Source organism: Citrobacter amalonaticus (assembly GCF_037053465.1).
GTDB lineage: Bacteria > Pseudomonadota > Gammaproteobacteria > Enterobacterales > Enterobacteriaceae > Citrobacter_A > Citrobacter_A amalonaticus_H.
Genome location: NZ_JBALIF010000002.1, coordinates 429,789 through 451,301 on the forward strand (window position 1 = coordinate 429,789; position 21,513 = coordinate 451,301).

Annotated in this window: 22 protein-coding genes; 14 read left to right on the forward strand and 8 right to left on the reverse strand. The window is 52.6% G+C overall.

Annotated elements, in window-relative coordinates:
* Positions 1–8 precede the first annotated feature (8 nt).
* A complete protein-coding gene (gene dpiA / locus WB371_RS04870; RefSeq protein ID WP_336218966.1) occupies positions 9–686 on the reverse strand; it encodes a two-component response regulator DpiA in 678 nt (225 codons plus the stop codon).
* Positions 655–2,316 carry a sensor histidine kinase DpiB gene (gene dpiB, locus WB371_RS04875; RefSeq protein ID WP_336218967.1) on the reverse strand — a complete coding sequence of 554 codons (1,662 nt, stop codon included), beginning with the start codon at positions 2,314–2,316 and terminating at the stop codon, positions 655–657. The genes dpiA and dpiB overlap by 32 nt, the downstream gene beginning before the upstream one ends.
* 390 nt (positions 2,317–2,706) lie before the next feature.
* Between dpiB and citC the strand changes: the two genes are divergently transcribed.
* The 8 genes from citC to rna all read left to right on the forward strand — a co-directional run bounded on the left by citC (position 2,707) and on the right by rna (position 10,367).
* Positions 2,707–3,783, forward strand: a complete 1,077-nt coding sequence (citC, locus tag WB371_RS04880) for a [citrate (pro-3S)-lyase] ligase (protein WP_336218968.1) — start codon at positions 2,707–2,709, stop codon at positions 3,781–3,783.
* Positions 3,780–4,076 (forward strand): citrate lyase acyl carrier protein, encoded by a 297-nt coding sequence (gene citD, locus WB371_RS04885; protein ID WP_336218969.1) that lies wholly within the window; start codon positions 3,780–3,782, stop codon positions 4,074–4,076. The genes citC and citD overlap by 4 nt, the downstream gene beginning before the upstream one ends.
* Positions 4,073–4,981, forward strand: a complete 909-nt coding sequence (gene citE / locus WB371_RS04890) for a citrate (pro-3S)-lyase subunit beta (protein ID WP_336218970.1) — start codon at positions 4,073–4,075, stop codon at positions 4,979–4,981. Before citD ends, citE begins: the two co-directional genes overlap by 4 nt.
* Before the next feature lie 11 nt (positions 4,982–4,992).
* The gene (gene citF, locus WB371_RS04895) at positions 4,993–6,525 is read left to right on the forward strand and encodes a citrate lyase subunit alpha (protein ID WP_336218971.1); all 1,533 of its coding nucleotides are present in this window, start codon (positions 4,993–4,995) and stop codon (positions 6,523–6,525) included.
* A gap of 3 nt (positions 6,526–6,528) precedes the next feature.
* Positions 6,529–7,080 carry a citrate lyase holo-[acyl-carrier protein] synthase gene (citX, locus tag WB371_RS04900; protein ID WP_336218972.1) on the forward strand — a complete coding sequence of 184 codons (552 nt, stop codon included), beginning with the start codon at positions 6,529–6,531 and terminating at the stop codon, positions 7,078–7,080.
* Positions 7,061–7,960: a triphosphoribosyl-dephospho-CoA synthase CitG gene (gene citG / locus WB371_RS04905; protein ID WP_420704029.1), complete on the forward strand. Its 900-nt coding sequence runs from the start codon at positions 7,061–7,063 to the stop codon at positions 7,958–7,960. Before citX ends, citG begins: the two co-directional genes overlap by 20 nt.
* A 25-nt stretch (positions 7,961–7,985) precedes the next feature.
* The gene (locus WB371_RS04910) at positions 7,986–9,449 is read left to right on the forward strand and encodes an anion permease (protein ID WP_336218974.1); all 1,464 of its coding nucleotides are present in this window, start codon (positions 7,986–7,988) and stop codon (positions 9,447–9,449) included.
* 111 nt (positions 9,450–9,560) lie between these two features.
* Complete coding sequence (gene rna, locus WB371_RS04915) at positions 9,561–10,367, forward strand: ribonuclease I (RefSeq protein ID WP_336218975.1); 807 nt, start codon at positions 9,561–9,563, stop codon at positions 10,365–10,367.
* Positions 10,368–10,403: 36 nt separating this feature from the next.
* Here rna and WB371_RS04920 read toward each other — a convergent pair whose 3' ends face one another.
* Together WB371_RS04920 and WB371_RS04925 are read right to left on the reverse strand one after the other, a co-directional pair.
* Positions 10,404–11,030, reverse strand: a complete 627-nt coding sequence (locus WB371_RS04920; RefSeq protein ID WP_336218976.1) for a flavin reductase family protein — start codon at positions 11,028–11,030, stop codon at positions 10,404–10,406.
* Between the two features lie 96 nt (positions 11,031–11,126).
* Complete coding sequence (locus WB371_RS04925; RefSeq protein WP_336218977.1) at positions 11,127–11,963, reverse strand: alpha/beta hydrolase; 837 nt, start codon at positions 11,961–11,963, stop codon at positions 11,127–11,129.
* A 275-nt stretch (positions 11,964–12,238) separates the two neighbouring features.
* Between WB371_RS04925 and rnk the strand changes: the two genes are divergently transcribed.
* The 3 genes from rnk (at position 12,239) to uspG (ending at position 13,416) form a co-directional block, all read left to right on the forward strand.
* A complete protein-coding gene (gene rnk, locus WB371_RS04930; protein WP_336218978.1) occupies positions 12,239–12,649 on the forward strand; it encodes a nucleoside diphosphate kinase regulator in 411 nt (136 codons plus the stop codon).
* A gap of 137 nt (positions 12,650–12,786) precedes the next feature.
* Positions 12,787–12,876: a small membrane protein YldA gene (gene yldA, locus WB371_RS04935; protein ID WP_336218979.1), complete on the forward strand. Its 90-nt coding sequence runs from the start codon at positions 12,787–12,789 to the stop codon at positions 12,874–12,876.
* A gap of 111 nt (positions 12,877–12,987) precedes the next feature.
* On the forward strand, positions 12,988–13,416 hold the full coding sequence (uspG, locus tag WB371_RS04940; protein ID WP_336218980.1) for a universal stress protein UspG: 429 nt from the start codon (positions 12,988–12,990) through the stop codon (positions 13,414–13,416).
* Positions 13,417–13,495: 79 nt separating this feature from the next.
* Here uspG and ahpF read toward each other — a convergent pair whose 3' ends face one another.
* Complete coding sequence (ahpF, locus tag WB371_RS04945) at positions 13,496–15,061, reverse strand: alkyl hydroperoxide reductase subunit F (RefSeq protein ID WP_336218981.1); 1,566 nt, start codon at positions 15,059–15,061, stop codon at positions 13,496–13,498.
* A 242-nt stretch (positions 15,062–15,303) separates the two neighbouring features.
* Entirely contained in the window at positions 15,304–15,867 is a 564-nt protein-coding gene (ahpC, locus tag WB371_RS04950) for an alkyl hydroperoxide reductase subunit C (RefSeq protein ID WP_004859485.1), read from the reverse strand.
* Positions 15,868–16,243: 376 nt separating this feature from the next.
* Here ahpC and dsbG point away from each other — a divergent pair, with 376 nt between their 5' ends.
* From dsbG to WB371_RS04965, 3 genes are all read left to right on the forward strand, one after another.
* The gene (gene dsbG, locus WB371_RS04955) at positions 16,244–16,990 is read left to right on the forward strand and encodes a thiol:disulfide interchange protein DsbG (RefSeq protein WP_336218982.1); all 747 of its coding nucleotides are present in this window, start codon (positions 16,244–16,246) and stop codon (positions 16,988–16,990) included.
* 250 nt (positions 16,991–17,240) lie between these two features.
* Positions 17,241–18,464: a phosphoadenosine phosphosulfate reductase gene (locus WB371_RS04960; RefSeq protein WP_336218983.1), complete on the forward strand. Its 1,224-nt coding sequence runs from the start codon at positions 17,241–17,243 to the stop codon at positions 18,462–18,464.
* Positions 18,449–19,066 carry a ParB/RepB/Spo0J family partition protein gene (locus tag WB371_RS04965; RefSeq protein WP_336218984.1) on the forward strand — a complete coding sequence of 206 codons (618 nt, stop codon included), beginning with the start codon at positions 18,449–18,451 and terminating at the stop codon, positions 19,064–19,066. The genes WB371_RS04960 and WB371_RS04965 overlap by 16 nt, the downstream gene beginning before the upstream one ends.
* Before the next feature lie 50 nt (positions 19,067–19,116).
* Here WB371_RS04965 and WB371_RS04970 read toward each other — a convergent pair whose 3' ends face one another.
* Both WB371_RS04970 and cstA read right to left on the reverse strand, forming a co-directional pair.
* Complete coding sequence (locus tag WB371_RS04970) at positions 19,117–19,314, reverse strand: YbdD/YjiX family protein (protein ID WP_336218985.1); 198 nt, start codon at positions 19,312–19,314, stop codon at positions 19,117–19,119.
* Between the two features lie 56 nt (positions 19,315–19,370).
* Positions 19,371–21,476, reverse strand: a complete 2,106-nt coding sequence (cstA, locus tag WB371_RS04975; RefSeq protein ID WP_336218986.1) for a pyruvate/proton symporter CstA — start codon at positions 21,474–21,476, stop codon at positions 19,371–19,373.
* Positions 21,477–21,513: the final 37 nt, after the last annotated feature.

Consider the following 21,513-nt stretch of genomic DNA (forward strand, 5'->3'; position numbering starts at 1 on the left):
ACACGCCATCAACCGTGGTAAATTCGCTGCGGTCTTCCCACCTTTCCGTGCACAATTTCCGCAATGATAAAATGTCGGCTGGCGCAGTATTCGAGATAGCGTCTTGCCGTTGTACGGCTGATGGTCAGCGCCAGTGCCACCGTTTCGGCGGTATGCTGCACCTGCGGGTCGGCAAACAGCTTTTTCACTGCGTTAAGCGTTAACGCATCAATACCAGTAGGCAGGTCATCTTTCGGCTCGCCTCGCGCATAGGCATTAAACATCTCATCAATTTGGCGCTGGCTGGCGCTGTCGTTTTCTGCCAGCATCCGCCTGCGCTGCTGGTAGCGCGTCAGCGTCTGTCCCAGACGCTCATAGGCGATAGGTTTAATCAGATAATCAAACGCCCCGCTGCGCACGGCTTCAGACACCGTCTCCATATCACTGGCCGCAGTGGTAAAAACGACGCCACCGGGGTAATGCGATTCCGTCAGTTCATGCAGCAGCGTGATGCCCTTTCCGTCCGGCAGATAGTTATCCAGCAGGATGAGGCCGGGTTTGAACCGCTCAATCATCATTCTTGCCTGCGCCAGATTGCCCGCTAGCCAAATCTGGTTAAAACCGGGAATATGGCGGATGTATTCTGCATGCATCTCCGCAAGCAGCATTTCATCTTCAACGATTAACAGGGTTAATGGTTCCGTCATTGTTCTTGTTCACTTTCGGAATAAAGAGAGAAAATAAGGTGCCACAGGGATCATTATCTTCCAGCGTAATGCTCCCGCCACAGCGCCCCACATAACTTGCAATAAGATACAACCCGATGCCATGCTCACCGGGCTCGTCTGAACGGGTACTCACCCCCTGTTCGAATATTTTTTCGCGTAATGCCTCAGGCACACCGCATCCCTGATCGGCGACTTCAATCACCACATCCTCGCCTTCATCGCTCAGGTACAGTTCCACAACGTTATTTCCCTGCTCAGTACGCAGGCTGGCTTCGAATGCATTATCCAGAAGATTACCGACAATGGCTGCAAATTCTGTGCTGTCCAACCCCTCTGGTAATTGCTGAAGCTGACTGCCAGGCACAATCGTCATTTTGAGCCCCAGCTCACGCGCACGCTGCACTTTGCCAAACAGTAGACCAGCCACCTGACGGTCAGCAAAAGATTCACGCAGGCTGTCTATCAGTTGCTGCTGCGCCTGGGATTCCCCCTGCACCATCTCCCTGACCCTGTCGTACTCTTTCATTTGCAACAGGCCATTGAGTGTCGACATCCAGTTTAGATGCTCATGGCGCAACGTTCGAAGACTCTCGACGTATTGCTTAATCTGCGTTAATTGCGCATTCAGGGTGGCGATTTCGTCTTTGCTCCGAAAACTGATAATCGCCCCCAGCAACTCCTCACCTGAGCGGATCGCTTCACGGTTGGCAATTACACTCAGGCCATTGAAATTTACCATTGCATCGACGCGTTTTTCGGCAATTTGCTCGGTAAAAAAATCTGCTGGCCTGACTACGTCGTGAATGGGTTTTCCCAGCCATTGCCGGCCTGGCGAGCGCAGTCCTAACATCTTTCTCGCACTGCGGTTAATGGCGGTGATATAGCCCTCCGGGTCAACCGCAATCAGCCCCTCATAAACGGAACTAAACAACGCTTCCTGTTGACGCACAACCCGGGCAATTTGTTTCGGCTCCATTCCCATCATCTGACGGCGTATGTGAGCGGCAAAACACCACGAGAGCAGCATAAGCACGAACAGCAACAGAACAAACACCCCAGCCATAGGAAGAATAAAGTCCAGCCGCCAGCTATCAATTTTGCTCACCAGATAGCCGATAGAGACTACGCCAATAACATGACCGTCATTATCAAAGATGGGCGTTTTAGCACGCATCGCCAGACCAATTGACCCCGTCCCGGTGATGAAATAGCTTTCCCCTCTCTCCAGCGCCCCCGGCTTAGTGAACTGCATCGGATAGCCAATTTTTGCCGGATTGGGGTGATAAAGACGAATGGAGTTTTTGTCCCCAATAACCACATAGTCAAAATCGGTGTCACTCTGCAATTTACCTGCAATAAATGCCAGTCGCTTGTAATCACGCTGCTTCACTGCGGCAATGATACTGTCGTTAGCCGCAATAATTTTTGCCTGGTTCATCGCCATATCGCGAACATGGGTACTCAAATAATCTTCGAAACTGGCGGAAAAATACTGTGCTAATGCGCAAATAATAAACACAGAAAAAACAAGAATAAGCAGAAAAATGCGTAATGGAAATGCCAGTCGGCGAAAAAAAGAAAACGGCTTTTTATTTTTTTGAACTGACATCGCTGTTTCTTCCCCGACAATATTCGGCGAAAACCGCCTTTAAATGTAATAGAAATGTTTTATTCACACGAAAAATGAATATAGAGGATCGTTGCAGATTCACCACATTAAATCAATTAAACAAATTAACACCACCTTACATTCCGTGATTAGAATAATTAAAAAACTTAAAACCATTAAACACATTAAAACCATCTAAGTGTTTGTGAAATAAATCAAAATTTACTATAGAAATACTCCTTACGATGTATGCGCTCGGAAAAAAAAGAAATATGTCGTAGCAAAAATCTTTTTCTTCCCGGATGAAAACAAAACGTTATCAGATTGCTTCTGTGTACAACATACGTACAAGAACAGCAACACTACAACACGCTCTCAGGACTCTTTCATATGTTTGCTAATAATGTGTTCACGCAAGTTAAACGCTCAGAAAATATAAAAATGGCGGCGATCACACAATTCCTGAAAGAGAATGATTTGAGCGTCGATACCACCGTGGAAGTGTTTATTACCGTAACGCGTAATGAAAAACTGATCGCCTGCGGCGGGATCGCCGGAAATATCATTAAATGTGTTGCGATTAGCGAATCTGTACGCGGTGAAGGATTGGCGCTGACGCTGGCGACCGAACTGATTAATCTCGCCTATGAAAGACACTACACCCATCTCTTCATCTACACCAAAACGGAATACGAAACGCTGTTCAGGCAGTGCGGTTTTTCAACACTGACCTGCGTACCTGGCATTATGGTGTTGATGGAGAACAGCAGCACACGGCTGAAGCGGTACGCTGAGTCGCTGACCAAATTCCGCCATGATGGCAAGAAAATCGGCTGCATTGTGATGAACGCCAACCCGTTCACTAACGGACACCGCTACCTGATCCAACAAGCAGCGGCGCAGTGCGACTGGCTGCATCTGTTTCTTGTCAAAGAGGACACGTCGCGCTTCCCGTATGAAGACCGACTCGATCTGGTACTCAAAGGCACATCGGATATCGCACACCTCACGGTTCATCGCGGTTCGGAATACATCATTTCGCGCGCCACGTTCCCCTGCTATTTCATCAAAGAGCAGAGCGTCATCAACCACTGTTATACCGAAATCGATTTAAAAATATTTCGTCAGTATCTGGCGCCCGCGCTGGGTATCACTCATCGCTTTGTTGGCACGGAACCTTTTTGCGTCGTAACCGCCCAGTACAACCGCGACATGCGTTTTTGGCTGGAGACGCCAACCCTTCCCGCCCCACCCATTGAGCTGGTGGAAATTGAGCGGTTGTGCTTCCAGGAGATGCCGATATCCGCCTCTCTGGTGCGCAAATTGCTCGTTAAAAAAGATCTCACGGCTATCGCGTCGCTGGTGCCCCCGGCCACCTTGCAGTACCTGCAAGTCATGCTTGAGCACACGCCAACTTGCGCGACAGTCCGCCAAAAGACCCCCGCATTAGTAACAGGTGAAAAATGAAAATAAATCAGGCTGCCGTCGCAGGCACACTTGAGTCCGGTGATGTGATGATACGCATCGCCCCGCTCGATACGCAGGAGATTGACCTGCAGATCAACAGCAGCGTTGAGAAACAGTTTGGCGATGCCATTCGCGCCACCCTTCTGGATGTTCTCGCGAAATATGACGTGCGCGGCGTGCAATTAAATGTCGACGATAAAGGCGCGCTGGATTGCATTTTACGCGCACGGCTGGAAGCACTACTGGCGCGCGCCAGCGGCATTCCGGCCCTGCCCTGGGAGGATCGCCAATGATTTCCGCTTCTCTGCAACAGCGTAAAACGCGCACTCGCCGCAGCATGCTGTTTGTCCCCGGCGCCAATGCCGCCATGGTCAGCAACTCGTTTATCTACCCGGCTGATGCCCTAATGTTCGACCTGGAGGACTCCGTCGCCCTGCGTGAAAAAGACACCGCACGCCGCCTGGTCTACCACGCACTGCAACACCCGCTATATCGCGACGTTGAAACCATCGTGCGCGTTAACGCCCTCGATTCCGAATGGGGGATCAACGATCTGGAAGCGGTCGTGCGCGGTGGCGCGGATGTGGTTCGTCTGCCTAAAACCGATACCGCAAAGGATGTCACCGACATTGAAACCGAAATTCTGCGGATAGAAAAAGCCTGTGGTCGCGAGCCAGGCAGCACGGGTCTGCTGGCCGCCATTGAATCCCCTTTAGGCATTACCCGCGCGGTGGAAATCGCCCATGCCTCTGAACGCCTGATCGGTATCGCGCTGGGGGCAGAAGACTACGTACGCAACCTGCGTACAGAACGTTCGCCAGAAGGTACTGAACTGCTGTTTGCCCGCTGCTCTATTTTACAGGCGGCGCGGTCTGCCGGTATTCAGGCGTTCGATACCGTCTATTCCGATGCCAACAACGAAGCAGGATTTCTGCACGAAGCCGCTCACATTAAACAATTGGGCTTTGACGGCAAGTCGCTTATTAACCCGCGTCAGATTGAACTGCTGCACAACCTGTATGCCCCGACGCAAAAAGAAGTGACCCATGCGCGTCTGGTCGTGGAAGCCGCAGAAGCCGCCGCCCGCGAAGGACGCGGGGTGGTTTCCCTGAACGGCAAGATGGTCGACAGCCCGGTGATTGAGCGCGCACGTCTGGTGCTCTCCCGCGCAGAACTTTCCGGCATCCGCGAAGAATAAGGCAAAAAACAATGACCCAGAAAAATGAACAGGCTCAACGACACGAACGGGTAGCAGCCTGGACCCGCCGTGCAGAAAGCGATCTTTCCGCCTATCTGAACATCTCGAAACAGAACCAGCAGGCCCAAAAACCGCGCGACAAAAAACTGTGCGCAACGCTCGAAGAGGCGGTCCGCCGCTCCGGTTTGCAGGATGGCATGACCATCTCTTTCCACCACGCGTTTCGCGGCGGGGATCTGACCATCAACCTGGTGATGGAAACCATCGCCCACATGGGTTTTAAAAACCTGACGCTGGCGTCCAGCTCCCTGAGCGACTGCCACGCGCCGCTGGTCGAACATATCCGTAATGGCGTTGTGACCCGTATTTATACCTCCGGACTGCGTGGTCCGCTGGCAGAGGAGATCTCTCGTGGACTGTTGGCTGAACCTGTTCAGGTTCACTCTCACGGTGGTCGTGTACATCTGGTACAAAGCGGTGAACTCAGCATCGACGTTGCTTTTCTCGGCGTTCCGTCCTGCGATCGGTTCGGTAATGCTAATGGCTATACCGGGAAAGCCTGCTGCGGTTCACTCGGCTATGCCCGTGTTGATGCCGAAAGCGCCCGTCAGGTCGTTCTGCTGACGGAACAACTGCTGCCTTATCCGCACAACCCGGCCAGCATTGCCCAGGATCAGGTGGATCTGATTGTCCAGATTGACCAGGTCGGCGACGCCGATAAGATCGGCGCTGATGCCACCCGCATGACCACCAACCCGCGAGAACTGCTGATTGCCCGCAGCGCAGCAGAGGTCATCACCCATTCCGGTTATTTCAAAGAAGGCTTCTCTCTGCAAACCGGCACCGGCGGCGCGTCGCTGGCGGTTACCCGTTTCCTCGAAGACAAAATGCGCAGCCGCGATATTCGCGCGGATTTCGCCCTCGGCGGCATCACGGCGACCATTGTCGACCTGCACGAAAAGGGGCTGATCCGCAAACTACTGGACGTCCAGAGCTTTGACCGCAACGCCGCAGAGTCGCTGGCGCGTAACCCCAATCACATTGAAATCAGCGCGAACCAGTATGCCAACTGGGGATCAAAAGGCGCCTCTGTCGATCGGCTGGACGTTGTCGTCCTGAGCGCACTGGAAGTTGACACCCAGTTTAACGTCAATGTGTTGACCGGTTCTGACGGCGTTATTCGCGGCGCGTCTGGCGGTCACTGTGATACCGCCGCTGCCGCTGCCCTGTCGATTATCGTTGCGCCGCTGGTGCGTGGCCGAATTCCAACGCTGGTGGATAACGTACTAACCTGCGTCACGCCAGGCTCCAGCGTCGATATTCTGGTTACCGATCATGGTATTGCCGTCAACCCGGCGCGCCCGGAACTTGCCGAACGTCTGAAAGCCGCAGGCATGAAAGTGGTCTCCATTGCATGGCTGCGTGAACGCGCTCAACAACTTACTGGCGAACCCCGTCCGATTGAATTCACCGATCGGGTGATCGCGGTTGTGCGTTACCGGGATGGCTCGGTGATTGACGTTGTTCATCAGGTGAAGGAATAAGCCATGCACCTGCTCCCGGAACAGGCCACCCACCACGCGGTTTCCATCCCTGAGCTGCTCGTCAGCCGGGATGAGCGACAAGCACGGCAACACTACTGGCTGAAGCGCCTGCCCGTTCCACTGGTCTCCTTTACCGTGGTGGCGCCAGGCCCAATTAAAGACAGCGAACTTACCCGTCGCATCTTTAATCACGGTGTGATCGCCCTGCTCAAACTGGCGCAACGGGCGGACTGGTTTATCCGGGAGCAGGCTGCACTGGCCTCGGCAAGCGGGCCGGAAGGCATGTTCTCGATTGAGGCATCGGCCCGCGACATCAAGCTCGCGACCATTGAGCTTGAACAAACTCATCCTCTGGGACGTTTGTGGGACATCGATGTGCTAACCCCCGGAGGCGAAATTCTCTCCCGCCGCCATTTCTCGCTTCCCGCTCGCCGCTGCCTGTTGTGCGAACACAGCGCTGCGGAATGTGCGCGCGGGAAAAACCATACGCTCTCCGAACTGACGAACCATATGGAGGTGCTGCTGCATGCTGCCGATGCACGATATGCCCGCTGAAACCACCGCGCTTCCTCATACGCTGTTTGACGCATACGGTCATCTGGCGTGGCGCGCAATGCTGACTGAAGTCAACCTGTCGCCAAAACCCGGCCTCGTGGATCGCTTCAACTGCGGCGCGCATAAGGATATGTCGCTCGCGGATTTTCACCGCAGCGCGCTGGCTATTCAGGCGTGGTTACCGCGTTTCATCGAGTATGGCGCATGCTGCTCACAATTACCCGCAGCCCAGGTACTGAACGGGTTGCGTCCCTTGGGACTTGCCTGTGAAGCCGACATGTTCCGCGCGACTGCGGGCGTCAATACCCATAAAGGCAGCATTTTTTCTCTCGGACTGCTGTGTGCCGCTATTGGTCGGCTGCATCAGTTGCAGCAACGTGTGACTCCGGAAACCATCTGTAGCACTGCCGCCACCTTTTGTTGCGGTCTGACCGAGCGCGAACTGCGCCATAACAATCAACAATCCACGGCAGGCCAACGACTTTATCAACAACTGGGATTAACCGGCGCGCGCGGCGAAGCCGAAGCGGGATATCCGCTCGTGATCCGCTACGCCTTGCCACATTACCGCGCTCTGTTAACCGAGGGGCGCGATCCTGAGCTGGCACTTCTCGACACGCTTCTCCTGCTTATCGCCCGCAATGGCGACACTAACGTTGCCTCGCGCGGCGGTGAGACAGGACTGCGCTGGATACAGCAGCAGGCAAACGCATTGTTACAACAAGGGGGCATCCGAACCCCTGATGATCTCGTTCATCTGCACCAGTTCGACAGCCAATGTATTGAACGCAACCTCAGCCCTGGCGGCAGCGCCGATCTGCTGATCGTGACGTGGTTTTTAGCTCAGATTTCCCTGGTTCAACATTTACACAATTATTGAAAAGATCCTTTTCGGAGAATCACTTATGTCTTTATCTAAAGATACAATATGGAAGTTATTTGCCCCGCTGATTGTCATGGGCATAATGTTTCTTATTCCTGTTCCTGACGGCATGCCCCCTCAGGCATGGCACTACTTCGCCGTTTTCGTTGCCATGATCATCGGTATGATCCTGGAACCGATTCCGGCGACGGCAATCAGTTTTATTGCCGTCACCATTTGCGTGATCGGCAGCAACTATTTGCTGTTTGATGCCAAAGAGCTGGCAGATCCGGCGTTTGATGCCGGTAAACAGGCGCTGAAATGGGGTCTGGCGGGCTTTTCCAGCACCACCGTCTGGCTGGTATTCGGCGCGTTTATCTTCGCCCTGGGCTATGAAGTCACAGGTCTTGGTCGCCGCATCGCGCTGTTCCTGGTGAAGTTCATGGGGAAACGTACCCTGACGCTGGGCTATGCGATTGTCATCATCGATATTCTGCTGGCGCCGTTCACGCCATCCAATACCGCGCGTACCGGTGGTACCGTCTTCCCGGTCATTAAAAACCTGCCTCCGCTGTTTAAATCATTCCCGAACGACCCGTCCGCGCGGCGTATCGGCGGTTATCTGATGTGGATGATGGTGATCAGTACCAGCCTGAGTTCATCAATGTTTGTGACAGGGGCTGCACCAAACGTGCTGGGTCTGGAATTTGTCAGCAAAATCGCGGGAGTTCAGATCAGCTGGCTGCAATGGTTCCTGAGCTTTCTGCCGGTCGGTATTATTTTGCTGATCGTTGCGCCATGGCTCTCTTATGTCCTTTACAAACCTGAAGTGACGCACAGTGCGGAAGTCGCGGCCTGGGCTGGCGACGAACTGAAAACGATGGGTTCCCTGTCAACCAAAGAGTGGACGCTGATCGGTCTGGTTCTGTTAAGCCTCGGACTGTGGGTCTTTGGCGGCGAGATAATCGACGCTACCGCTGTCGGCCTGCTGGCTGTTTCACTGATGTTGGCGCTGCACGTGGTGCCGTGGAAAGACATCACTAAATACAACAGCGCATGGAACACGCTGGTCAACCTTGCCACCCTCGTGGTAATGGCAAACGGATTAACCCGTTCTGGTTTTATCGACTGGTTCGCCAGTACTATGAGCACCCATCTGGAAGGTTTCTCGCCTAACGCAACGGTGATTGTGCTGGTGCTGGTGTTCTACTTTGCGCACTATTTGTTTGCCAGCCTCTCTGCGCATACCGCCACCATGTTGCCAGTGATCCTGGCGATCGGCAAAGGGATCCCGGGCGTGCCAATGGAACACCTGTGTATTCTGCTGGTGCTGTCCATCGGTATTATGGGCTGCCTGACACCTTACGCAACGGGTCCTGGCGTCATCATCTATGGCTGTGGCTATGTGAAATCCAGAGATTACTGGCGTCTGGGTGCCATCTTTGGGGTCATCTATATCGCCATGCTGTTACTGGTAGGCTGGCCGATTCTGGCGATGTGGAGCTAATAGCCTCGACCCAAACTGAATGATCACCGCCCGCGGGGTTTACCCACCTCGCGGGCTTTTTTTATGGTTAAATAGAGACTACCCCGTTTTTATATAAGTAACAGAACCATCATGAAACCGACCTGGCATAACTCTTTGCTGCTGGCAGCCTCTCTGCTTCCCCTTTCAACGGCAACCGCCAACGAACTTCAGGCGAAACAGTATGGCGATTTCGATCGTTACGTGCTGGCGCTCTCCTGGCAGACCGGGTTTTGCCAGAGCCAGCATGAACGCAATAACCGCGAACCTGACGAATGTCGTCTGCAAAAAGAGACGGCGAATAAAGCCGATTTTCTGACCGTTCACGGTTTGTGGCCGGGGTTGCCGAAATCTGTCGCCTCGCGCGGAGTGGATGAGCGGCGGTGGATGCGATTTGGCTGCGCCACGCGCCCGATCCCGAATCTGCCGGAAGCACGCGGCAGTCGTAAATGTTCCTTGCCAGAAACTGGGCTTTCTCTGGAAAGCGCCGCCAGGCTCAGTGCCGTAATGCCTGGCGCGGGAGGCCGTTCCTGCCTTGAACGCTATGAATACGCTAAACATGGCGCCTGCTTTGGTTTTGACCCGGACGCGTACTTCGACACGATGGTGCGTCTGAATAAAGAGATTAAAACCAGCGAGCTGGGCACCTTTCTTAACGATAACTATGGCAAGCGTGTCAGCCGTAGCGCTTTTGATGCCGCGTTTGCGAAACGCTGGGGGAAAGAGAGCATCAGAGCAGTAAAACTGAGCTGCCACGGCAACCCGGCGTACCTGACGGAGATACAGTTCTCGCTGAAAGCGCAGACCATTAACGCGCCGCTTACTGCGGATTCTTTCGCTCCACAGCCGCATCCGGGTAACTGCGGTAAACAGTTTATTATCGACAAAGCCGGTTACTGATGACTCAGACCGGCGCGTTACCTGCGTCGGTTTGCGTCAGCCACGTTTTGCGCGGGCATCCGGACGCACCAGGTCAAAGCGGTGCGTTTCGCTAATTGCATAATAGGCTGTCGGCCCTCCCGCGCGAAGTACCGGTTTCGCTTTGGCTGTCTGGTAAATGCCCTCTTCCAGCAGCGCTTCTGCAATATGAATCCCCACCACTTCACCTAAGATGAGCCAGGTTTCTATCGCTTCCCCCTGGGCGGTCGTGAGCTGAATGCTTTGCGACAGACGGCATTCAAAATTCACCGGGCTTTCAGCAACACGCGGCACGTTTACCAGCCGACTCTCCGCTTTGGTCAGTCCGGCTGCCAAAAATTCATCTTCGCCATGTGGCAGACTGGCGGAGGTTTCATTCATCGCACTCGCCAGCTCTTGCGTGGTCAGGTTCCAGACAAATTCGCCTGTTTCCAGAATGTTACGCACGCTGTCTTTCCAGCCGGTGCTGGCAAAACCGATAATGGGCGGATGATAATTAAAACAGTTGAAGAAGCTGTAGGGGGCGAGGTTGTCCCGACCGTCAGCGTCCTGTGAGACGATCCAGCCAATCGGACGAGGACCGACGATAGCATTGAGCGGGTCGTGCGGCAGGCCATGTCCCTGCGATGGTTGATAGAAATACATAGTTTTCTCTGAAGTCGTTAACGTCAGCGAAGCACAAATTACGCTTCGCTCATCCCCCTGATGCAAGAAGATCAGCGTAGAGCAATCCGTTAAAAATTACGACTGGATAAACGTCAGCAGATCCTGATTTATCTGCTGCTTATGCGTGGTGCAGATCCCGTGGGAACCACCGGCATACACCTTCAACTGCGCGTCCGGCAATATTTCAGCCGCCACTTTACCGCAGGTTTCGATGGGGACGATTTGATCGTCATCGCCATGAATGACCAGTGTGGGAATGGTCATTTTGCGCAGATCTTCACGCAGATCCGTTTCAGAGAAGGCTTTAACACAATCATAAAGCGCTTTTATTGAGCCCTGTAATCCCTGTTCAACAAAGCTTTCACGTACCGCTTTTGACTCCTTCGCGCCAGGTCGGTTATAGCCATAGAAAGCAGATGTTAGCTCATTGAAAAAAGCAGCCCGATCGTTGACGACTCCTTCACGGATACCGTCGAAGACCTCTTTTGGTACGCCGTTCGGGTTAAAATCGGTTTTCACCATGATCGGCGTTACCGCGCCAATCAACACGGCTTTCGCCACGCGCTGCGTGCCATGTCGACCAATATAGCGCGCCACTTCGCCCCCACCCGTTGAGTGTCCCACATGCACAGCATTTTGCAGATTCAGATGGGCGGTGAGCTCAGCCAAATCGTCCGCGTACTGATCCATATTATGCCCGTCCCACGGCTGCGCAGAACGTCCATGCCCACGCCTGTCGTGGGCAATCACCCGAAATCCTTTCGAGCCCAGGAATAGCATCTGATCTTCAAAGGCATCAGACGTCAGAGGCCACCCATGACTGAAGACAACCGGCTGTCCGTGGTGGTCGCCCCAGTCTTTGAAATACAGATAGCTGCCATCTTTGAGAGTAAGTTTGTCGAACTGGCTCATGAGATCTCCTGTAACGGAACACTGAGTGTGTGATGCGCCCTGTGTGAGCACTTAAAAAGCATAATGCAAATTTGAGAACGATCACGGTTTTCGCATAAAATTCATACAATCGGCGCTTTTTTGAGTAATTCCCCGAATGTGAGCTAAATCACTTCAAACCTGAGGAAAGTCTCAGTATTATCAGGAGAGTTAAACCCTCGCCGCCTGACGGTGAGGGTTTTCTTTTGGGAATATCAACCTGCGGCAAAACGCAGTACTGACGACATGGAGTAAAAATGTCCAGACCAACTATCATCATTAACGACCTTGACGCAGAACGCATCGATCGCTTGCTTGAGCAACCCGCGTATGCTGACTTACCCATTGCTGACGCGTTAAATGCCGAACTGGATCGCGCCCAAATGTGTTCGCCAGAAACCATGCCGCATGACGTCGTGACCATGAACAGTCGCGTGAAATTCCGCAATCTGAGCGATGGCGAAATTCGCGTACGTACGCTGGTCTATCCGTCAGCAATGACCGACAGCAACACCCAGCTTTCCGTTATGGCGCCTGTTGGTGCTGCGCTGTTGGGTCTGCGCGTTGGCGACACCATTCACTGGGAGCTTCCAGGTGGCGCCTCTACCCACCTTGAAGTACTGGCGCTGGAATACCAGCCAGAAGCCGCAGGCGACTATCTGCGCTAATCCCATCTGCATAAGCGACGTCTCGCTTTACCCAGAGGATGCACACGCATCCTCTTTCCGCAAAATCACCCTTTTCTCCTGGTTCGTTTTTTTTCGTGGTCATCCACACTGAGTCGGTTTCATTGACAGGTGAGGTCATGAGCGAAATAGCTGGCATATTACTGGGGTTCCTGATTATAGCGGCGGTGATTGTCGGAGCCGTGCTGTATCTGGAAAAACACAGGTAGCGGACAGATAAAGCATCGCCGCAGAGTGTGAAATTTGTCAGGCAGAACGCAGAAAGAAATATTATTATATGCTTGAATGATTTGAGTATTAATTAACAGGGAGAAACGGGTATGTATAAGACAATCATTATGCCGGTTGATGTTTTTGAAATGGAGCTCAGCGATAAGGCAATCCGCCATGCAGAGTTTCTGGCGCAGCAGGATGGCGTCATTCATCTTTTACATGTGCTGCCGGGCTCTGCCAGCCTGAGTCTGCACCGGTTTGCCGCTGACGTTCGCCGTTTCGAAGAGCATCTGCAACACGAGGCTGAAACCCGACTGCAAACGATGGTCAGCCACTTCAGTATCGACCCTTCTCGTATTAAGCAACATGTTCGTTTTGGCAGCGTTCGTGACGTGGTCAATGAACTGGGTGAAGAACTCAACGCCGACGTTGTGGTCATTGGTTCTCGTAATCCATCGATTACAACACATCTGCTGGGTTCTAACGCCTCCAGCGTGGTACGTCATGCGACATTACCTGTACTGGTAGTGCGTTAATCAACGCCTGATAAGCAGCGAAAAAAAGAGGCACCCATGGGTGCCTCTTTTATTTTGCAGGTGTAGTCTTACTTTCTTTTTATGCCGTCTTCGTACGAATCAGATAGTCAAAGGAGCTCAGAGAGGCTTTCGCCCCTTCGCCGGTCGCGATGATGATCTGTTTGTACGGTACGGTTGTGCAGTCACCAGCGGCGAAGACGCCTTTCACGCTGGTTTCGCATTTCGCATCGATGATAATTTCACCCATACGGTTGCGTTCAATTGCCCCTTCCAGCCAGTTGGTGTTAGGTAGCAGACCAATCTGAACGAAGATACCCGACAGTTCAACATTGTGAATATCGCCGCTCACGCGGTCACGGTATTCCAGGCCCACCACTTTCGTGCCATCGCCTTTCACTTCCGTGGTCTGTGCGTTCAGAATGATATCGACGTTTTTCAGGCTGCGCACTTTATCCTGCAATACCTGATCCGCCTTCATTTCCGGAGCAAATTCCAGCAGAGTCACATGTTCCACGATACCCGCGAGATCAATCGCCGCTTCGACGCCGGAGTTACCGCCGCCAATTACCGCCACGCGCTTACCTTTAAACAGCGGGCCATCGCAGTGCGGGCAATAGGTAACGCCTTTAGTACGATACTGATCTTCACCCGGAACGTTCATGTTGCGCCATTTAGCACCAGTGGCAATAATGATGCTGCGGGCTTTCAGTACTGCGCCCGACGCCGTTTCAATGTGATGCAAACCACCTTCACTGGCCGCAGGGACCAGTTTGCTGGCGCTCTGGCTGTCAATCACATCGACATTGTAATCATCTACGTGCGCTTTCAACGCGCCCGCAAGCTTCTGCCCTTCCGTTTTCGGTACGGAGATGTAGTTTTCGATATCCACGGTATCCAGAACCTGGCCGCCGAAACGTTCGCCCATCAGCCCGGTACGAATACCTTTACGTGCGGAGTACACCGCCGCCGCCGCGCCCGCAGGCCCCGAACCGACAATCAGGACATCGTACGCGTCACGCTGGCTTAACTCTTCTGCGGCACGTTTTTCCGCGCCGGTATCCACTTTCGCCACGATTTCCGTCAGCGTCATGCGGCCCTGACCAAATTCTTTACCGTTGACATAAACCGCCGGAACGCCCATCACGTTACGTTCAGCGATCTCGTTCTGGAAGGTACCGCCATCAATCGCCGTATGTTTGATACGCGGGTTCAGCACCGCCATCAGGTTCAGCGCCTGTACCACGTCCGGGCAATTGTGGCAGGAGAGCGAATAATAGGTTTCAAACTCAAAATCACCGTCGATATCGCGAATCTGCTCAAGCAGAGACTGCGCCTCTTTTGACGGATGCCCGCCGGTCCACAGCAGCGCCAGAACCAGAGAGGTAAATTCGTGCCCCAACGGAGAACCCGCAAAGCGCGGTCCCTGATCAGAACCGGGGTTGGTGATCAGAAAAGAGGGTTTGCGCACGGCTAAACTGTTGTCCTCTTTAAAGGTCACTTTCTCTGACAGTTCGGCGATTTCAGCCAGCAGTTCCTTGATTTCTGCCGATTTAGCGCTGTCATCCAGCGTAGCAATCAGCTCAACAGGTTTGGTCAGTTTCTCAAGATAGGCCTTGAGCTGGGTTTTCATATTAGTGTCGAGCATTGTTCTTCCCTCTCTGAAAACATCATCATGCAAGTCGATTGTGTACCGCGGCATGAATGCAACTTGCGTCATGGTGCTGAATAAAACGGGCACCCAAAAGCACCCGTAAATAAGACAAATTCCCAGTATTTCTTGTCACAGGAAGGCGGCAAGCTTATGAATCCCCGGGAGCTTACATTAGTAAGTGACCGGGGTGAGTAAGCGCAGCCAACACACCTGTGGCATGAAAGACGCCGGAATTTTTAGATTTTGCCGACCAGATCTAAGGATGGAGCCAGGGTCGCTTCACCTTCTTTCCATTTCGCCGGGCAAACTTCGCCTGGGTGAGACGCAACGTACTGAGCAGCTTTGATTTTACGCAGCAGGTCAGACGCATCACGGCCGATACCTTCAGCGGTAACTTCGATCGCCTGGATGATACCCTGCGGGTCAACAACGAACGTTGCGCGGTCTGCCAGACCTTCGTCTTCACGCATGTTGTCGAAGTTACGGGTCAGGGCGCCAGTCGGGTCGCCGATCATCGCGTATTTGATTTTAGCGATGGTGTCAGAGCTGCTGTGCCATGCTTTGTGAGTAAAGTGGGTGTCGGTAGAAACAGAGTAAACGTCAACGCCCAGTTTCTGCAGTTCTTCGTAATGGTCAGCCACGTCGCCCAGTTCGGTCGGGCATACGAAAGTAAAGTCAGCCGGATAGAAGAAGAAGACGCTCCAGCGGCCTTCAGTATCTTTCTCAGTGACTTCGATGAATTCACCGTTTTTGAACGCCTGGTTTTTAAAAGGTTTAATTTTGGTATTAATCAAAGACATCTGTACTTCCTCCGTGTTTTCGTTGAGGGATAAGTTACCGAAGATTGACTGACAGGGCTAATGCGTTTCCTTTATCAAATCAATAAGCGTTGGCTAACAAACCGCTCAATTCAACGTTGTGAACGTGCTACGACGCAAAGTAAAAAGGGCCACCTTCGCAGGCGGCCCCGTTACCTGAACTACCCGCGGGTAACTTCAGCGCCAGTGAAACTGGCTAAGTGTTGCGCTCTACATTACCTTAACAAAGGCTGTAACAGCGAGAGGGATTACAACACCCCCCTCTTAAAAGGGCAATGTTCCCGCCGGAGATGTTACCTATGGCTGTGATAGGTTTTCCCGGTACTCTCGCCATCGTTATGATTGATAAGGATAAAAGATGTTAAAACGTACGCTTTTGCTCTCCCTCTTCCCTCTCTTTGCCTGTGCTGAGGAGCTCCCCGCTCCGGTTAAAGCGATAGAAAAACAAGGCATTACCATCATCAAATCGTTCGATGCGCCCGGCGGGATGAAAGGCTATCTCGGAAAATATCAGGACATGGGTGTCACAATCTATCTGACGCCGGATGGTAAGCAGGCTATTTCAGGTTATATGTATAACGAAAAAGGAGATAACCTGAGTAATCAGCTGATAGAAAAAGAAATTTATGCGCCAGCCGGACGCGAAATCTGGCAACGCATGGAAAAAGCCGCCTGGTTACTGGATGGCAAAAAAGACGCACCGGTCGTGCTGTATGTATTTGCTGACCCGTTTTGCCCGTACTGCAAACAGTTCTGGCAGCAGGCGCGCCCGTGGGTGGAATCCGGAAAAGTGCAGTTGCGCACACTATTAGTCGGCGTGATCAAACCTGAAAGCCCGGCCACCGCAGCCGCAATCCTGGCATCAAAAGATCCGGCAAAAACCTGGCATGATTACGAAGCCTCTGGTGGGAAAATGCCACTCACCCTTTCCGCGACGGTTCCCCCTGCGCACATGAAAACCCTCAATATGCATCAAAAAATTATGGATGATTTAGGGGCCAACGTCACACCTGCTATTTATTATATGAATAAAGATAACGTCCTTCAGCAAGTGGTCGGTTTGCCCGATAAAGCGCAACTGGATGCGATGATGAGCCAACCGTAATCATACTTATGGGCAATTAGCTCTCACTCTGATTGCCCAGCCATCGTTAATATTATCCTTGATCCTGCCATTCAATTTTCCGTTTATCTCTTCGACTATCACCGCTAATACATTCAAAATAAAAATAAATTAAAACATTCAATAAACAAAATGAATATATTTAAATATTGCATGTTTCTGTAAACAGCTTATCTTATGTCTGGATAAATAATTCGAACGCTATGCCTTTAAAGTTAAAGGATAAAATAATATGTCTGTCTATAAAATACCGTTAGACCAAAATGTCCTGGAGGCTGCAGAGGATCGCATTCGCTGGACACTTGAGAATCTTCCGCGTGTCTGCGTTTCATTCTCAGGAGGAAAAGATTCAGGATTAATGCTTCATTTAACAGCACGTCTTGCCCGTCAGCTTAATAAAAAAATCTTTGTGTTATTTATTGACTGGGAAGCACAGTTTTCCTGCACGATTCAATACATTGAGCATTTGCGTGAAATATATTCCGATGTCATCGAAGAGTTTTATTGGGTTGCACTTCCTCTTACTACACAAAACTCTCTGTCGCAATTTCAGCCTGAATGGCAATGCTGGGAGCCAAATACAGACTGGGTTCGCCAACCGCCTCCAGATGCCATTACCGATCCCGCCTATTTTTCATTTTATCAACCAGGGATAACCTTCGAGCAATTTGTCCGGGATTTTGCCGAGTGGTTTTCAAATAATCGCCCTGCCGCCATGATGGTGGGTATCCGGGCCGATGAGTCTTATAACCGGTTTGTCGCCATCGCCAGTTTGCGCAAGCAACGTTTCGCCGATGACAAACCCTGGACCACCGCCGCACCGGGAGGACATACCTGGTACATTTATCCACTGTATGACTGGAAAACCGCCGATATCTGGACCTGGTTTGGCCAAACCCATCTCCCCTGTAATCCGCTTTATAACCTGATGTTTCAGGCAGGCGTACCTGCTCGCTATATGCGTATCTGTGAGCCTTTTGGCCCGGAACAACGTCAGGGTCTTTGGCTTTACCACGTGATTGAGCCTGAAAGGTGGGCGGCGATGTGCGCACGCGTTAGCGGCGTCAGAAGCGGCGGGATTTACGCCGGACAGGATAATCACTTTTATGGTCATCGAAAAATCCTCAAGCCCGAGCACCTGAGCTGGGAGGATTACGCCATGCTGTTACTGCGCAGCATGCCGGAAAAAACCGCAGAGCATTACCGCAACAAAATCGCCGTCTATTTGCAGTGGTACAAGAAAAACGGCATGGAAACCATCCCGCAAACCCAAGCTGGCGATATTGGTTCGAAGGATATTCCGTCCTGGCGGCGGATCTGCAAAGTGTTACTTAACAATGATTACTGGTGTCGGGCACTCTCTTTTAGCCCTACAAAGCCAAAGAATTACCAGCGTTACACCGAACGTATGAAAACAAAACGCAAGGAATGGGGGATTTTATGCAACAACGATTAACACAGGAACTCACAAACTTTCTCTCAGGCCTGTCAGAGGAGGAAAGAATTGAAGCCATTAATGAATTCAGAATGGCGATTCACAGTATCAGCCCGTTTCGTGACGAGCCGGTTGACTGTGTGCTGTGGATCAAAAATGAGCAGATAGCGCCTAACGATTACAACCCTAACAACGTCGCGCCGCCGGAAAAAAAGCTGCTGTTGAAGTCCATTGAAACTGATGGCTTCACACAACCCGTCGTTGTGACGCAGTCCGGTCCGCAAGAGTATGAGATTGTTGATGGTTTTCACCGTCATGAGTTAGGGAAAGGCAAATCGCAGCTCAAGTCTCGTCTTAAAGGCTATCTGCCCATCACCTGTCTTGAGCGCACACGACACGATCGCATGGCGGCCACCATTCGCCACAACCGGGCCCGCGGCCGACATCAAATCCATGCTATGTCCGATATCGTTCGTGAACTGGCGTTACTGGGATGGGATGACAAAAAAATCGGTACAGAACTGGGAATGGATGAGGATGAAGTCTTACGTCTGAAACAGATTAACGGCCTTCAGGAGCTGTTTGCTGGTCGTCGATTCTCTAAAGCGTGGACGGTGAAATAACCTGACTATGCCGGATAGCAGACGCTATTCCGGCGTTAAGGCGGTAAGGATTAGCAGCAGCGCGCACCTCCTTTACCGCCATACCGCGCATCCTGTCGTTCGCGAAAAAACTCTTCGTAGGTCATCGGCGTTTGATCCGGATGGGTCATTCGCATATGTTCAACGTAATTGTCATAGTCCGGCACGCCAATCATCAGTTTCGCGGCCTGTCCCAGATATTTCCCGGCTTTCGAAAGCGTCTCAAACATCGTCATCACCCGTCAGAACCACCCTCCCCCGAACGGGAGAGGGTCATCATTAAACCTTAGTGTGCGCCTTTCGCCTGCGCCACAATCTCATCGACATTTTCCGGCATAGGTTCATAAGGCGTTTCTTTCGCCGTCGGTTTGTCCTCTTTCAACGCCGCAAGCGCTGTCTTAATGGAGAACATCGCCAGTACTACCACCACGACCATAAAGAAGATGGTCAACCCGGCATCCAGACGGTTGTTAAACACCAGTTGCGTCAGTTGCGATTCGGTGTACTGAGATGGAATATTACCGCTGTCGATCATTGCCTGGAACTTGTTGGCAATCGCCAGGAAGCCCACTTTCGCATCCGGGCTAAAGGCTTTCTGCCAGCCCGCCGTCAGGGTACAAATCAGCAGCCACGCGGTGGGCACCAGTGCCACCCACGCATAACGCTGGCGTTTCATCTTGAAGAGCACCACCGCACACAGCATCAACGCCATGCCCGCCAGCATCTGGTTGGCGATACCAAACAACGGCCACAGGGTGTTAATCCCCCCTAACGGATCCACCACTCCTTGATGCAGGAAGTAGCCCCAGGCCAGCACACACAAGGCGGTCGCCAGTAGGTTGGCAGGCAACGAGTCAGTACGCTTGAGGTCAGGAGAAACCACGCCCAGCAGATCCTGCAGCATAAAACGTGCCGCGCGCGTACCGGCATCAACCGCCGTCAGAATAAACAGCGCTTCAAACAGAATGGCAAAGTGGTACCAGAAGGCCACATCCATCATGCCTCCCAGCGCACCGTGCAGGATATAGGCCATTCCCACTGCCAGTGTGGGTGCGCCACCGGCACGAGAAATAATGGACTGTTCCCCGACTTCATTGGCAATCTGATGCAGCGTATCCGGCGTGATGGTAAAGCCCCAACTGCTGACGACCTGCGCGGCAGACGCCACGACGTCAGTGGTGCCTGCTGGCGCCAGTACAGCCATTGGGCTGTTCATGGCAAAATAGACACCCGGATCGATGATACAGGCGGAAACCAGCGCCATGATGGCGACGAAAGATTCCATCAGCATCCCGCCGTAACCAATGAAGCAGGCCTGGCCTTCGTTCGCCAGCATCTTCGGCGTTGTACCGGAAGAGATCAGCGCGTGGAATCCAGACACCGCGCCACAGGCGATGGTGATAAACAGGAACGGGAAGAGATTACCCGTCCACACCGGCCCGGTGCCATCAACGAATTTGGTCAGTGCCGGCATAGTCAGCGTCGGACGCATAATCAGAATACCGACCGCCAGGCCAACGATGGTGCCGATTTTCAGGAAAGTAGAAAGGTAGTCACGCGGGGCTAACAGCAGCCACACCGGCAGCACCGCCGCCACGAAGCCGTAACCCACCAGCATCCAGGTCAACTGCACGCCCGTAAAGTCAAAGTACGGCGCCCAGGTCGGACTCTCGGCAACCCAACCGCCGGATATAATTGCAAACACCAGGAACACCAGGCCAATTACAGAGACTTCGCCGATCCGCCCCGGACGCAGATAGCGCAGATAGATCCCCATAAAGATCGCCAGCGGAATGGTAAACGCGACGGTGTACGTCCCCCACGGGCTGTGGGTTAGCGCTTTCACCACGATCATCGCCAGCACGGCGAGGATAATCACCATGATCATGAAACAGGCCACCAGCGCAATCACCCCTGCGGTTGGGCCCATCTCCTCTTTGACCAGTTCACCCAGCGAACGTCCATCGCGGCGGGTTGACACAAAAAGCACCATAAAATCCTGGACCGCCCCGGCTAAAACCACGCCCGCCAGCAGCCAGATCATGCCAGGCAGGTAGCCCATTTGCGCTGCAAGAACTGGCCCCACCAACGGACCCGCACCGGCTATCGCCGCAAAATGGTGACCGAACAGCACTTTTTTATCGGTCGGGACATAGTCCAGACCGTCGTTATGTCGCACCGCCGGCGTCATCCGCGTCGGGTCAACTGCCAGCACATTTTTGGCGATATAGAGACCATAGAAACGATAAGCAATGAGATAGACGCAGACCGACGCCACAACAATCCACAGCGCGTTGATCTGTTCCCCACGGTTTAGCGCAATATAGCCCAGCGCAAATGCCCCCATGACGGAGAGCACTGTCCAGATGAGGTATTTCCCTGATTTATTCATGGTTGTTATCCGTTTGCGTGTTCCAGAGAAGGTAGAT

Coding starts and splice junctions, on each gene's coding strand:
- dpiA (WP_336218966.1), bottom strand. CDS start 686: ATGACGGAACCATTAACCCTGTTAATCGTTGAAGATGAAATGCTGCTT.
- dpiB (WP_336218967.1), bottom strand. CDS start 2,316: ATGTCAGTTCAAAAAAATAAAAAGCCGTTTTCTTTTTTTCGCCGACTG.
- citC (WP_336218968.1), top strand. CDS start 2,707: ATGTTTGCTAATAATGTGTTCACGCAAGTTAAACGCTCAGAAAATATA.
- citD (WP_336218969.1), top strand. CDS start 3,780: ATGAAAATAAATCAGGCTGCCGTCGCAGGCACACTTGAGTCCGGTGAT.
- citE (WP_336218970.1), top strand. CDS start 4,073: ATGATTTCCGCTTCTCTGCAACAGCGTAAAACGCGCACTCGCCGCAGC.
- citF (WP_336218971.1), top strand. CDS start 4,993: ATGACCCAGAAAAATGAACAGGCTCAACGACACGAACGGGTAGCAGCC.
- citX (WP_336218972.1), top strand. CDS start 6,529: ATGCACCTGCTCCCGGAACAGGCCACCCACCACGCGGTTTCCATCCCT.
- citG (WP_420704029.1), top strand. CDS start 7,061: ATGCACGATATGCCCGCTGAAACCACCGCGCTTCCTCATACGCTGTTT.
- WB371_RS04910 (WP_336218974.1), top strand. CDS start 7,986: ATGTCTTTATCTAAAGATACAATATGGAAGTTATTTGCCCCGCTGATT.
- rna (WP_336218975.1), top strand. CDS start 9,561: ATGAAACCGACCTGGCATAACTCTTTGCTGCTGGCAGCCTCTCTGCTT.
- WB371_RS04920 (WP_336218976.1), bottom strand. CDS start 11,030: ATGTATTTCTATCAACCATCGCAGGGACATGGCCTGCCGCACGACCCG.
- WB371_RS04925 (WP_336218977.1), bottom strand. CDS start 11,963: ATGAGCCAGTTCGACAAACTTACTCTCAAAGATGGCAGCTATCTGTAT.
- rnk (WP_336218978.1), top strand. CDS start 12,239: ATGTCCAGACCAACTATCATCATTAACGACCTTGACGCAGAACGCATC.
- yldA (WP_336218979.1), top strand. CDS start 12,787: ATGAGCGAAATAGCTGGCATATTACTGGGGTTCCTGATTATAGCGGCG.
- uspG (WP_336218980.1), top strand. CDS start 12,988: ATGTATAAGACAATCATTATGCCGGTTGATGTTTTTGAAATGGAGCTC.
- ahpF (WP_336218981.1), bottom strand. CDS start 15,061: ATGCTCGACACTAATATGAAAACCCAGCTCAAGGCCTATCTTGAGAAA.
- ahpC (WP_004859485.1), bottom strand. CDS start 15,867: ATGTCTTTGATTAATACCAAAATTAAACCTTTTAAAAACCAGGCGTTC.
- dsbG (WP_336218982.1), top strand. CDS start 16,244: ATGTTAAAACGTACGCTTTTGCTCTCCCTCTTCCCTCTCTTTGCCTGT.
- WB371_RS04960 (WP_336218983.1), top strand. CDS start 17,241: ATGTCTGTCTATAAAATACCGTTAGACCAAAATGTCCTGGAGGCTGCA.
- WB371_RS04965 (WP_336218984.1), top strand. CDS start 18,449: ATGCAACAACGATTAACACAGGAACTCACAAACTTTCTCTCAGGCCTG.
- WB371_RS04970 (WP_336218985.1), bottom strand. CDS start 19,314: ATGTTTGAGACGCTTTCGAAAGCCGGGAAATATCTGGGACAGGCCGCG.
- cstA (WP_336218986.1), bottom strand. CDS start 21,476: ATGAATAAATCAGGGAAATACCTCATCTGGACAGTGCTCTCCGTCATG.